This window comes from Mesorhizobium sp. M0293, assembly GCF_040321735.1.
Taxonomy (GTDB): domain Bacteria; phylum Pseudomonadota; class Alphaproteobacteria; order Rhizobiales; family Rhizobiaceae; genus Mesorhizobium.
Window position 1 is genome coordinate 1 of record NZ_JAMYSA010000152.1, and the last position, 11,781, is coordinate 11,781.

Annotated in this window: 11 protein-coding genes; 6 read left to right on the forward strand and 5 right to left on the reverse strand. The window is 63.7% G+C overall.

Translation table 11 applies throughout. The features are described 5' to 3' along the window. On the reverse strand, window positions 1-1,027 hold a 1,027-nt coding region (gene thrC / locus NKJ06_RS31745), incomplete at its 3' end, for a threonine synthase (RefSeq protein ID WP_352811939.1). A 128-nt stretch (window positions 1,028-1,155) separates the two neighbouring features. Between thrC and NKJ06_RS31750 the strand changes: the two genes are divergently transcribed. Beyond that, window positions 1,156-1,884: a hypothetical protein gene (locus tag NKJ06_RS31750; RefSeq protein ID WP_352626604.1), complete on the forward strand. Its 729-nt coding sequence runs from the start codon at window positions 1,156-1,158 to the stop codon at window positions 1,882-1,884. A gap of 89 nt (window positions 1,885-1,973) precedes the next feature. Here NKJ06_RS31750 and NKJ06_RS31755 read toward each other — a convergent pair whose 3' ends face one another. After that, the gene (locus tag NKJ06_RS31755; RefSeq protein ID WP_352811941.1) at window positions 1,974-2,843 is read right to left on the reverse strand and encodes an SDR family oxidoreductase; all 870 of its coding nucleotides are present in this window, start codon (window positions 2,841-2,843) and stop codon (window positions 1,974-1,976) included. 104 nt (window positions 2,844-2,947) lie between these two features. On the opposite strand from NKJ06_RS31755, the gene NKJ06_RS31760 reads away from it, so the two are divergent. Next, window positions 2,948-3,838, forward strand: coding sequence for a LysR family transcriptional regulator (locus tag NKJ06_RS31760; RefSeq protein ID WP_352626608.1), 891 nt, complete (start codon window positions 2,948-2,950; stop codon window positions 3,836-3,838). A 70-nt stretch (window positions 3,839-3,908) separates the two neighbouring features. On the opposite strand, the gene NKJ06_RS31765 is transcribed toward NKJ06_RS31760, so the two are convergent. Then, the gene (locus NKJ06_RS31765; protein ID WP_352626610.1) at window positions 3,909-4,595 is read right to left on the reverse strand and encodes an HAD family hydrolase; all 687 of its coding nucleotides are present in this window, start codon (window positions 4,593-4,595) and stop codon (window positions 3,909-3,911) included. Window positions 4,596-4,758: 163 nt separating this feature from the next. Between NKJ06_RS31765 and NKJ06_RS31770 the strand changes: the two genes are divergently transcribed. Then, window positions 4,759-5,892 (forward strand): site-specific DNA-methyltransferase, encoded by a 1,134-nt coding sequence (locus NKJ06_RS31770; RefSeq protein ID WP_352626611.1) that lies wholly within the window; start codon window positions 4,759-4,761, stop codon window positions 5,890-5,892. Window positions 5,893-5,958: 66 nt separating this feature from the next. Here NKJ06_RS31770 and NKJ06_RS31775 read toward each other — a convergent pair whose 3' ends face one another. Together NKJ06_RS31775 and mutY are read right to left on the reverse strand one after the other, a co-directional pair. Further along, window positions 5,959-6,570: an HAD family hydrolase gene (locus NKJ06_RS31775; protein ID WP_352626613.1), complete on the reverse strand. Its 612-nt coding sequence runs from the start codon at window positions 6,568-6,570 to the stop codon at window positions 5,959-5,961. Continuing rightward, the gene (mutY, locus tag NKJ06_RS31780; protein ID WP_352811943.1) at window positions 6,563-7,744 is read right to left on the reverse strand and encodes an A/G-specific adenine glycosylase; all 1,182 of its coding nucleotides are present in this window, start codon (window positions 7,742-7,744) and stop codon (window positions 6,563-6,565) included. The genes NKJ06_RS31775 and mutY overlap by 8 nt, the downstream gene beginning before the upstream one ends. 55 nt (window positions 7,745-7,799) lie before the next feature. Here mutY and NKJ06_RS31785 point away from each other — a divergent pair, with 55 nt between their 5' ends. The 3 genes from NKJ06_RS31785 to NKJ06_RS31795 all read left to right on the forward strand — a co-directional run. Beyond that, a complete protein-coding gene (locus NKJ06_RS31785) occupies window positions 7,800-8,300 on the forward strand; it encodes a DUF721 domain-containing protein (RefSeq protein WP_352626617.1) in 501 nt (166 codons plus the stop codon). Window positions 8,301-8,463: 163 nt separating this feature from the next. Continuing rightward, entirely contained in the window at window positions 8,464-9,216 is a 753-nt protein-coding gene (locus tag NKJ06_RS31790; protein ID WP_352626619.1) for a DsbA family protein, read from the forward strand. Between the two features lie 105 nt (window positions 9,217-9,321). After that, window positions 9,322-11,781 (forward strand): AAA family ATPase (locus NKJ06_RS31795; protein ID WP_352811946.1); only part of this gene is annotated, 2,460 nt, incomplete at its 3' end.

The following is an 11,781-nucleotide window of genomic DNA, read 5'->3' on the forward strand; positions in this document are numbered from 1 at the left end:
CGCCGGACGGCTTCCGGCCGCCCACGAAGCGCCGCACCGTCGCGGCGTCACGGCCGGAGGCCTCGAACAGCCAGCGTTCCAAATTGGCCGACACCTGGATGTCCATCGACGGCGACGTGGTCGCAAAGACGCCTTTGGTTCGGTATTCGCCGGTCGAAAAGGTCCGCGCCAGGATGTCGTTGTCGTTGGTGGCGATGACCAGCCGTTCGATCGGCAGGCCCATCTTCTTGGCGGCGTAGCCGGCGAAGATATCGCCGAAATTGCCGGTCGGCACGGTGAAGGAGACCGGCCTGTCCGGCGCGCCGAGCGACAGCGCCGAGGAGAAATAATAGACGATCTGGGCCATGATACGGGCCCAGTTGATCGAATTGACGCCAGAAAGCGCAACCCGGTCGCGAAAGCCATGATCGTTGAACATATCCTTGAGCAGGCCCTGGCAATCGTCGAAATTGCCTTCGATCGCCAGCGCATGGACGTTTTCAGCCGTCGACGTCGTCATCTGCCGCTGCTGCACCGGCGAGACGCGGCCATGCGGGAAAAGGATGAAGATGTCGGTGCGGCTGCGCCCGGCAAAAGCATCGATTGCCGCCCCGCCGGTGTCGCCCGAGGTGGCGCCGACGATGGTGGCATGCTGATCGCGTTCGGTAAGCACATGGTCCATCAGCCGGGCCAGAAGCTGCATCGCCACGTCCTTGAAGGCGAGCGTCGGCCCGTGGAAGAGTTCCAGGATGAAGGTGTTGGGGCCGGTTTGCACCAGCGGGCAGACGGCCTCGTGGCGGAAGGTGGCATAGGCTTCGCGCACCAGCCGTTCGAAGACGGGTGCCGGGATTTCGTTGCCGAGGAAAGGCGACAGCACGCAGATGGCAAGATCGGGATAGGCAAGGCCGCGCATGGCGCGGATCTCGGCCGCGGAAAACCGCGGCCACTCCCGCGGCACATAGAGCCCGCCGTCGCGCGCCAGCCCAGCCAGCACGGCGTCGGAAAATCCAAGAACGGGGGCTTCCCCGCGGGTGCTCACATATTGCATGTCACAAATCCGTTACTGCTTGGCTTTTCCGTCCACCGCAAGGTGGTTAATTTCTGCGCTGGCTTAGTCGCATTTTTGCCGCGCGGTTGATATACGTCACCAGCTTTGCGAGAGGGAAGTGCAGTTTCATGGCGTTTCGTACATTCAGTGGTCGCTTTTTGGCGGGTCTTGCGCTCACCGGCTTTATGCTTGCCGCCGCCGGCTGCCAATCGGGCGACAATGGCATCCTGAACCTCGGCTTTGGCAAGAAGGACCCAACGGCGCCACCGCCGCCGCAGGATCCCAAGATACTGGCCAGCCAGTTGCAAGCCTATTGTCCCAGAGTGACGGTCCGAGAGGGCACGGCATTCTTCAACACTTACTCCAAGGACGTCCAGAAGCCCAAGCCCAGGATTAAGAAGACAGGCGACGCCGCGCAGGATGCCGCGGCCCAAGCTGAGGCCGACGCCGCCGCTGCTACTCCGCCCGACGAGTCGGCGAACATCATCTACCAGGCATCGGTCAGCGACGTGACACGCGATTGCAGCCGTGCCAACGGCCAGCTGACGATGAAGATCGCGGTCGCCGGCAAGATCGTGCCGGGACCGAAGTTCTCGCCCGGCACCATCACCATGCCGATCCGCACCGCCGTGATGCACGGCACCGAAGTCCTCTACTCGCAGCTTCACCAATATCAGGTCCAGGTCACCGATCCCTCGGTCGCCACGCAGTTCGTCTTCACCGATTCCAATGTCGTCGTGCCCGAGCCGACGGCGCAGGACTATCAGGCCTTTGCCGGCTATGATGAAAACGCGCCGAAGGCAACGACGGACAAGTCCAAGAAGACCCACCGTAAGAGAGCTGCTGCGACGAACTAGTTTCGTTGACAAAGTGCATCGGAAGACAGGGCAGTGCGAGACCCTCTCATGCCTGAGCGCGCGTCAATGGGACTTCGCCTTCCGGGTCGTCAGGCGGAGGCAGCGATCTGTGACGCGAAGTCGCGATATGGGCGCAGTGCGCGGCCCAGAAGCGCAGTCAGGCGATCGACGTCGCCGGCCTCAGGCAGCATTCCGTCGGTCAAGAACCGCTCGCCCATCAAGCGCATGTCGTAGGCCATCCAGGCAGGCAAGAACTGCTTGAGGTTTTGCTCGAAGCCCTCTGTATTGTCGCCGACGTAGTTGATCGGGCGGGCGAGCACGTCCGACCAGATTGCGGCGACATCCGCCCCGGTTAGTGTCTGCGGACCGACGAGGTTGATCCGCTCGAGCGCAAGCGGCTCTGCGGCCTGTTCGCGGCGCAGCAGCTCAAGGGCGGCGGTCTCGGCGATATCACGCACGTCGATCATGGCGAGACCCTTGGCGCCGATCGGCATCGTGTAGGTGCCGTAGCCGGTGATGATGTCTTCGATCATCAGATCGTTCTGGATGAAGTAGGCTGGGCGCAAGATCGTAGCCTTGAAGTCCATCTGCTCGATCATTCGCTCGACGCCGAACTTGCCCGCGAAATGCGGCACGTTGACGTAGACGTCAGCGTGGAGCACCGAAAGATAGACGATCCGCTCGATCCCGGCCGATCGGGCAATGTTTAGCGCGACCAAAGCCTGCGTGAATTCGTCCGGCACCACGGCGTTCAAGAGGAACAGAGTGGAAATGCCGGACATGGCTTTGCGCAGCAAATCGACGTCGAGAAAGTCGCCCTGCACGACGGATACGCCTGCCGGGAACCTGGCTTTCGAAGGATCGCGGACCAGAGCACGGACGTCGGCGCCGCGCTGGACGAGGTGTTCGACGACTTGGCGGCCAACATTGCCTGTGGCGCCTGTAACGAGAATGGTCATGGAAATTTCTCCTGTTGGATTGCTTGACACGCCCGATATGGGTGGCTCACTAGCAGTCTAACAGACGGAAATTTTGGACGCAGTGTCCCACTGGTGGAACGAGCATGGATCTCCTTGCCCTCGCCGACTTCAACCTCGTTGCCCGCCATGGTGGCTTCGGCAAAGCGGCAAGGGCCACCGGTCGGCCCAAGGCAACGCTGTCTCGGCGAGTCGGAGACTTGGAAAGCAGTCTTGATCTGCGCCTGTTTGAACGAGGTGCGCGCAACCTGAAACTCACCGAGGAAGGGCGGGCGCTCTTCGAGCGGACGGGGACCTTGCTCGCCGAACTGGACGAGACGGCTTCAGCGATCGCCTCGGGCGGTCAGAGACCCAAGGGGAGATTGCGGATCAGCGCCCCTTTACATTTTTCGCAGACCGCAATGGGGAGGATCGCCGCGGGGTTTGCCCTTAAGTTTCCGGAGGTGAGGCTTGAGGTGACGACCGAGGACCGACCTGTCGACATGATCGAGGAGGGCTACGATCTGGTAATCCGAGTCAATCCAGATCCCGACGAAAGCCTGGTCGGACGGGCGTTTCTCCGCGACCGCCTGGTCATTGTGGCGAGCCCCGACCTTCCGCGCACGACCGGCGGACGCGCCGCTCCTGGCGTTGCGCGGGGGCTAGGCGAGGGGCAAACGTGGCACGTGAAGACAGCCGGTGGCCGGTCAACAATTAAAATCGAGCCGGTCCTCACTTTGTCAACGCTCATCATGGTCCGGGATGCGGTGCGAGCCGGCGTCGGTGTTGGACGTCTTCCCATTTCGTTGGTGAGCCACGACTTGGCTGACGGCACACTTGTAAATTGGGGAGATATTGACGGCCCCGAAATTTCACTATGGACGCTCTACCCATCTCGGCGGCTGCTCAGCGCGCGAGTGTCGGCGTTCTTGGATTTCCTAGAACAGGCTTTCCCAAATGGGACGCCGGACGAACTGGCCGCCTATATTGGCAGGTGATGACCGAACCGCTTTCGGGCGTATTCCGATGCACTTTGTCAACAGAACCTAGGCGGCGGCTGGACGTACCTCAGGCGTCCGACCACTCCGACAGCGCCGCGATCACGCTTTTCAGCTCCGCCCAGCGGCGGATCACCGTCTCGGCGCCGGCCTCCGTCAGTGCGTCGGCATGGCCGGGATAGCTGTGGGCGGCACCGGTGAAGCCGATCACGCGCATGCCTGCCGCCCTGGCGCCATGGACGCCGTGCACCGAATCCTCGATGACGAACGTGTTCGCCGGGTTGGCGTTGAGTTTCTCCGCCGCAAACAGGAACACGTCGGGCGCCGGCTTGGTCTTCTTGGTTGGTATCTCCAGCCCCGAAAAGATCCGGCCGGCGAAAAACGGCAGCAGATGCACCTTCTCCAGCATGAATTCGATGCGCTCGGAGCGCGAATTCGAGCAGACGCAGCGCGGCGCGGTTACCGCGGCGACCGCCTCGCGCACGCCATCGATGGCACGCACGTCGCTGCGCAATTTGCGGTCGACCAGCTCTTCGGCGCGGTCGATCAGCGAGACCTGGAACGGGATGCTGGATTTCTCCTCGACCCGCATCATGATGTCCTTGAACGTCAGACCAGCGTAGGTCTCGGCGAGTTCTTCCGCAGAGATTTCGTACCCTGCCAAGGTCAGCAGTTCCGCCTCGACGCGGGCGGCGATGATTTCGGAATCGACGAGAACGCCGTCGCAATCGAAGATGACAAGGTCTGGCTGGGGCATGGTGATCCGGACAATGGGAGGATGAAATGGCCTCGGGAGGCCCAGGCGGCGCGGCATACACCAACAGGGCAGCGTTCGCAAACTCTGCAGTCTTCACCGAATATTTACGCTGATCGGTAACCATAACGGAGAGTAAACAGTAACGCGTGCCTTGGGTGTCAGAATGTCTGCCGTGCGTCTTCTCGACGAGCTATCCCACGCTCCCCAGCAATCCGAATGGCTGGACACGATCCTCAAGGGCGATTGCGTCGCCGCACTCGACCGGCTGCCCGAAAAGTCGATCGACGTCATTTTCGCCGATCCGCCCTACAATCTGCAGCTTGACGGCGATCTGCACCGGCCGGATCAGTCCAAGGTCGATGCCGTCGACGACGACTGGGATCAGTTCGAGAGTTTCGAGGCCTATGACGCCTTCACCCGTGCCTGGCTGCTGGCGGCGCGTCGGGTGCTGAAGCCCAACGGCACCATCTGGGTCATCGGCTCCTATCACAACATCTTCCGGGTCGGCGCCAAGATGCAGGATCTCGGCTTCTGGATCCTCAACGACGTGGTCTGGCGCAAGACCAACCCGATGCCGAATTTCCGTGGCCGCCGCTTCCAGAATGCACATGAGACGATGATCTGGGCTTCGCGCGACCAGAAAAGCAAGGGCTATACCTTCAATTATGAAGCGATGAAGGCGTCCAACGATGACATCCAGATGCGCTCCGACTGGCTGTTTCCAATCTGCACCGGCGGCGAGCGGCTGAAGAACGACAATGGCGACAAGCTGCATCCGACGCAGAAGCCGGAAGCGCTGCTCGCCCGCATCATGATGGCCTCGACGAAACCGGGCGACATCGTGCTCGATCCCTTCTTCGGCTCCGGCACCACCGGCGCGGTCGCAAAACGCCTCGGCCGCCATTTCGTCGGCATCGAACGGGAGCAGGCCTATATCGAGGCCGCCAACGAGCGCATCGACGCGGTGCGGCCGCTGGATGGCGCGGACCTCACCGTGCTGACCGGCAAACGTGCCGAGCCGCGCGTTGCCTTCGTCAGCCTGATCGACACCGGGCTGATGATGCCGGGTGCCACGCTCTACGACGCCAAGAAGCGCTGGGCGGCCAAGGTGCGTGCCGACGGCACGGTGGCGATCGGCGACAGCGCCGGCTCGATCCACAAGATCGGCGCCGAAGTGCAGGGGCTGGATGCCTGCAACGGCTGGACCTTCTGGCATTATGAGCGCAGTGGCGGCCTGACCCCGATCGACGAGCTTCGCCGCATTGCACGGCTTGGCATGGAGCGGGCAGGGGCCTGAGCCCCTGCCAATTGCTTCGGATTTTGTTGATTCAAAAGCTCAACGGATCGCTGGAAGCGATTCAAATCACGCCTTGATTCCGAGACGTTCAAGGTCTGCTTGAAGCGTCTTCGCATCGGTGAACAGCACCGACTGCCAGCCGGCCGCCTTGGCGCCGTCGACATTCTTCTGGCTGTCGTCAATGAACAGCGTCGCGGCCGGTTCGAGGCCGAACGCGGCAACGTGATGATCGTAGATGCCGCGATCCGGCTTGATCATGCCGATCTCGCCCGAGATGGTGACGCCGCGCGGCCGTTCGAGAAAATCGAAGCGCTCGCGCGCCTCGGCCAGCGTGTCGCTGGCAAAATTGGTCAGCATCGTCACGTCGTGGCCGCTCTCGATCAGGCCGACCATGATGGCGACGCTGTCGTCATAGGCATGCGGCACCATTTCGTGCCAGTGGCGGCGGAAACCGCGGATGTTTTCCGCGTGGTCGGGGTGGTCCGCTATCAGCAGCGCCTCGGCCTCTTCCCAGGTCCGGCCGCGGTCCTGCTCTATGTTCCAGTCATGCGTGCAGACATTGTCGAAAAACCACTTTCTCTCCTCGGCATCCGGAATGAGGCGGCTGAACGGAATGTTGGGATCGTAGTGGATCAGCACCCTGCCGATGTCGAAAACGATGTGGCGTATTTCAGTCATGGGGCCTCTTTGCACTGTGTGGTGACGGCTTTTTCGTCGCGCCGGGCATCGCAGCCTCGATTGCCTTTTTCATGACAGTGGGCAACGCCTCGCCGGAAATCTCGTGGGCGAGCGACCAAAAATGCCCTTCCGGCGCATCACCTTTGATGTGGGCGTGAAAGACTTCGAGTTCGAGAGCGAAATGCGTGAAGACATGGGCAATCTGGCCGGCGCGCCGCCAGCTGGCAGGGAAAGGCGCGGCCGCTTCCGTGGTCCCCCCATCGATCCGCGCGGTCCAGCCTGTCGTCGGCACCTCGGTCATTCCTCCAAGCAAGTCCTTCTCCGCCGGTTTGCGCAGAAGGATGGCGCCGTCGCCCCGCACGGCGACGAAGGCCGCGCCGCGCCGCAGCGGCTTGTCGGCCTTGGGCAGGCGCGCCGGGAAGTGCTCGGGATCGCCTGAAACGACCGCGTCGCAGTCTTCGCGCAGCGGGCACAGCATGCAGCGCGGCCGGCGCGGCGTGCAGATGGTGGCGCCGAGATCCATCATCGCCTGGGCGAAGTCGCCCGGTCTTGTCCTTGGCACCATGCGCTCGACATGGGCGCGGATCTCGGGCTTGGCTTCGCTCAGCGGCGTCGTGATAGAAAACAGCCGGGAGATGACGCGTTCGACATTGCCGTCGACGACGGCGGCGGGGCGGTCAAAGGCGATCGCCGTAATTGCCGCCGACGTATAGGCGCCGATGCCGGGCAGCTCTCTCAAAGCCGTCTGCGTGTCGGGAAACCGGCCGCCACGCTGGGCTACCAGATCGGCGCAGGCCTTGAGATTGCGGGCGCGGGAGTAGTAGCCGAGCCCGGCCCAGGCCTTCATCACGTCTTCGGTCGGCGCCGCGGCCAGTGCCTCGACATCGGGCCATTTCTCGACGAAAACGCGGAAATAGGCCTTCACCGCCTCGACCGTGGTCTGCTGCAGCATGACTTCCGAAAGCCAGATGCGATAGGGATCAGGCCTCACGCCGCGCGCATGCTCAATTGGCGTGATGCGCCACGGCAACTCACGGTGATGCACGTCGTACCAGCCAAGCAGGCGGGATGCGATATCGTCGCTATCTCCAGATGCGACTGGGCTGCTATCTCCCGATGCAGCTTTGCTGCTATCTCGGGATGCGGTCTTGCGGGTCTGGTCTGCTGGTGCCATTGATCGGGAATTGGCCTTGGCCGATACTGATGAACGTCGTGGCTGGAGAACGTACATGGCAGGGAGAACGCCCTACGGCAATCCCGTCCCGGTCAGCGACCTCGCGACCAAGATCCTCGATCCGGTGCTGCGCAAGCGTGCCGGCATTTCGATCGGCCTCGTCCAGTCATGGGAAGAGATCGCCGGCCCGCGCCTGGCCAGCCACTCGCGCCCTGAAAAAATCCAGTGGCCGCGCCGCATGCATGAGGACGATCCGTTCGAGCCGGCGGTGCTGGTCATCGCCTGCGAGGGCATGGCGGCGCTGCACTTGCAGCACGAGACCGGCGAGATCATCAACCGGGTCAACGCCTTCCTCGGCTTCACCGCCATCAACCGCATCAGGATCGTGCAGAAGCCGGTGACGGCCGACAAAGGGCGGCGCAAACCGGGCCTCAGGCCGCTGACAGCAGCCGAGAAGACGAAATTGTCCGGCACTGTCGGCTTGGTCGACAATGATGGACTGCGCGCCTCGCTGGAAAGACTTGGCGCCACCATTATAGGGGAGAGGAAGCCATAAGCCCCTTGAAGAACGCCCTGGATTCGTCGTCAATATCTCGCATTCGTGATCGCCCTTGTCAGGTTTGGAGATTGGATTGGGGATCGAGATGCCTTAATTCGCGCCAACTCTCGCCTTTTCGTGTCTTTGCATTGCAAAATCCAACCCTTGTCAGGTGATTCGTATGAACCGTCCCCCGTTTGGCCAAAGTCTGTCTCGCAGAAACGTTCTGTCTTCGCTGGCCGCCATTCCGGCGGTTGCCCTGCTCGCCGCCTGCAGCGACTCCAGCGAGGAGGCCAAGGCCGCGGATGTGAAGCCAGCGGCCCCGGCCGCTCCCGCCAAGCCTGCGACGGCGGCCACGCCGGCCGCCGCTACCGCGCCGGAAGCCCAGGGCACTGTGGATATGGCGGAATTGCTGAAGCCGGGTGCACTGCCCGACAAGCAGCTGGGCAAGGATGACGCCAAGGTCACCATCGTCGAATACGCCTCGATGACCTGCCCGCACTGCGCGCATTTCGCCGAGACCACCTTTCCGGATCTGAAGACAAAGTATATCGACACCGGCAAGGCCCGCTACATCCTGCGCGAATTCCCGTTCGATCCGAGTGCCGAAGCCGGTTTCATGCTGGCGCGCTGCGCCAAGGATAACTATTACCCTATGGTCGACGTCCTGTTCAGGCAGCAGGCGAACTGGGTTGGCGTTCAGAACACCAAGGATGCGCTGCTGCAAATCTCGAAGCTCGCCGGTTTTACACAGGAGTCCTTCGAGGCCTGCTTGACGGACCAGAAACTTCTGGACGATGTGAGATCGGTCCAGAAGCGTGGCGCCAATGAATTCAAGGTCGACTCGACACCGACCTTCTTCATCAACGGTAAGACCTACAAAGGGGCGATGTCGATTGAGGAAATGTCGGCCATCATCGACCCTCTGCTCTGATGTCCAGTCAGCACTGAGGCGGCGGCGCTTCGGCGTGCGCGGCTTCTTGTCGTGCCGCGAATTCTCATCGCAAAATCACCGACATCCGCTTAATGGGCGGCGCGAATGAAGTTTTCGCGCCTTCGCCTCCTCGGTTTCAAGTCCTTCGTCGAGCCCGGCGAGTTCGTCATCGAACGCGGACTGACCGGCATTGTCGGGCCGAATGGCTGCGGCAAGTCGAACCTTGTCGAGGCGCTGCGCTGGGTGATGGGCGAAAGCTCCTACAAGAACATGCGCGCGTCCGGCATGGACGACGTCATCTTTTCCGGTTCGGGCACGCGCCCGGCACGCAACACCGCCGAAGTCACGCTTTTCCTCGACAACAGTGACCGCTCGGCGCCCGCTGCCTTCAACGATGCCGACGAACTGCAGGTGTCGCGCCGCATCGAGCGCGAGGCGGGCTCGCTCTACCGCATCAACGGCAAGGAAGCGCGCGCCAAGGACGTGCAGCTTCTGTTCGCCGACCAGTCGACCGGCGCGCGCTCGCCGGCGATGGTCGGCCAAGGCCGCATCGGCGAACTGATCCAGGCCAAGCCGCAGGCGCGCCGCGCGCTGCTCGAAGAGGCGGCTGGCATTTCCGGCCTGCACACCCGCCGTCACGAAGCCGAACTGCGGCTGAAGGCGGCCGAACAGAACCTTGAACGGCTGGACGATGTCGTCGGCGAGCTGGAAAGCCAGATCGAAAGCCTGAAGCGCCAGGCGCGCCAGGCCTCCCGCTTCAAGAACCTGTCCGCCGATATCCGCAAGGCCGAAGCAACGCTCTTGCATCTGCGCTGGACGCTGGCCAAGACGCAGGAAGGCGAGGCGCGTTCGGCGCTTGCCGTTGCCACGGCACTTGTCGGCGACCGTGCCGCCGCCCAGATGGCTGCCGCCAGGGAGCAAGGCATCGGCGCTCACCGCCTGCCGGATCTGCGTGACGCGGAAGCCGCCGCGGCCGCCGCCTTTCAGCGCCTGTCGATCGCCAAGTCGCAGATCGAGGAGGAAGCCGGCCGCATCCGCGCCCGTCAGAGCGAACTCGAGCGCCGGCTGCAGCAGCTCGACGGCGATATCGCCCGTGAGGAGCGCATGGTCCGCGACAATGCGGATATCCTCGAACGCCTTCGCACCGAAGAAGCCACGCTCAATTCCGAAAATGCCGGCGCCGCCGAGCGCGAGGCCAGCACCCGCGCCGCATTCGAACAGGCGGCATCGACGCTTTCGCAAAGCGAGGCCAAGCTCGCCGCGCTGACCGCCGAGCGGGCAGAGGCCGCCGCCTCGCGCAACCAGATCGAACGAACGCTGCGCGACACCGCCGAGCGCCGCGACCGCTTCGCGCGCCAGCTTGCGGACGTCGATCGTGAATTGTCGGAGATACTCTCCAAGGTCGCCGGCCTGCCGGACCCGGCGGAGAAGCGCGTGCTGGTCGAGCAGGCCGTAGCGCTGCTGGAGGAAGCCGAGGCTGCCGTATTGGACGCCGAACACTCGGTGATCGATGCCCGCGCCACGGAAAGCGCTGCCCGGCCGCCGCTTCAGGATGCCAGGGCCGAGCTGGCGCGGATCGAGACGGAAGCGCGCACGCTGGCCAAGATACTCAATGCCGCAAGCGGCGACCTTTTCCCGGCCGTGCTGGAACAGATCAGCGTCGATCGTGGCTTCGAGACGGCGCTGGGTGCGGCCCTTGGCGAGGACCTCGACGTCCCGCTCGACCGCAGCGCGCCGGTGCATTGGGGCGAAAGCGGAATCCAGCCCGGCGACGCGGCTCTGCCCGAAGGCGTCAGGAGCCTTGCCAGCGTGGTTCAAGCGCCGAAACAGCTCGCCCGACGCCTGGCGCAGATCGGTATTGTCGAATCCGGCGACGGCCGCCGGCTGCAGGCTCTTCTTGCTCCCGGCCAAAGGCTGGTCAGCCGCGAGGGCGCGCTGTGGCGCTGGGACGGCTTTACCGCCAGCGCCGACGCGCCGACCGCCGCCGCGCAACGGCTGGCGCAGAAGAACCGGCTGGCCGAACTCGATGCCGAAGCCGTGCAGGCGACGCTCGTCCTGCGCCCGGCCGAGGAGGCGCTTGCGCAAGCCGAGCAGGCGCTTCACCTGGCGAGCGAGGCCGAGCGCAACACGCGCCAGGCCGGTCGTGACGCCCAGCATCGGCTGGACGCCGCCCGCAACGCGCTGGCCGAGGCCGAAAAGGCTGGCGGCGAATTGCAGAGCCGGCGCGCGGCACTGGATGAGGCGCGCGCCCGCATCGTCGACAGCCATGAGGAGACCTCGGCGGCCTTCGCCGAGGCCGAAATGCTGCTGCAGGACGCGCCCGATCTCGGCGACCTGCAATTGCAGCTCGAACAGTCTTCGGCCAATGTCGCCCGCGACCGCGCCACGCTTGCCGATGCGCGTGCCGTCCATGAGGGTCTGCGGCGCGAAGCCGAGGCGCGCGCGCGCCGGCTCGATGCCATTGGCGCCGAGCGCAGCAATTGGCTGGAGCGGGCCGAAAACGCCTCGACGCAGCTCGCATCGCTTGGCGAGCGCAAAGCCGAAGCCGAGGCCGAGCGCGAGCGA

What these genes read in the sequence shown, in the direction of transcription:
- NKJ06_RS31785 (WP_352626617.1), top strand. Translation starts at nt 7,800, where the DNA reads ATGGCAGGGAGAACGCCCTACGGCAATCCCGTCCCGGTCAGCGACCTC.
- NKJ06_RS31755 (WP_352811941.1), bottom strand. Translation starts at nt 2,843, where the DNA reads ATGACCATTCTCGTTACAGGCGCCACAGGCAATGTTGGCCGCCAAGTC.
- NKJ06_RS31760 (WP_352626608.1), top strand. Translation starts at nt 2,948, where the DNA reads ATGGATCTCCTTGCCCTCGCCGACTTCAACCTCGTTGCCCGCCATGGT.
- NKJ06_RS31770 (WP_352626611.1), top strand. Translation starts at nt 4,759, where the DNA reads ATGTCTGCCGTGCGTCTTCTCGACGAGCTATCCCACGCTCCCCAGCAA.
- NKJ06_RS31750 (WP_352626604.1), top strand. Translation starts at nt 1,156, where the DNA reads ATGGCGTTTCGTACATTCAGTGGTCGCTTTTTGGCGGGTCTTGCGCTC.
- NKJ06_RS31775 (WP_352626613.1), bottom strand. Translation starts at nt 6,570, where the DNA reads ATGACTGAAATACGCCACATCGTTTTCGACATCGGCAGGGTGCTGATC.
- NKJ06_RS31790 (WP_352626619.1), top strand. Translation starts at nt 8,464, where the DNA reads ATGAACCGTCCCCCGTTTGGCCAAAGTCTGTCTCGCAGAAACGTTCTG.
- mutY (WP_352811943.1), bottom strand. Translation starts at nt 7,744, where the DNA reads ATGGCACCAGCAGACCAGACCCGCAAGACCGCATCCCGAGATAGCAGC.
- NKJ06_RS31765 (WP_352626610.1), bottom strand. Translation starts at nt 4,595, where the DNA reads ATGCCCCAGCCAGACCTTGTCATCTTCGATTGCGACGGCGTTCTCGTC.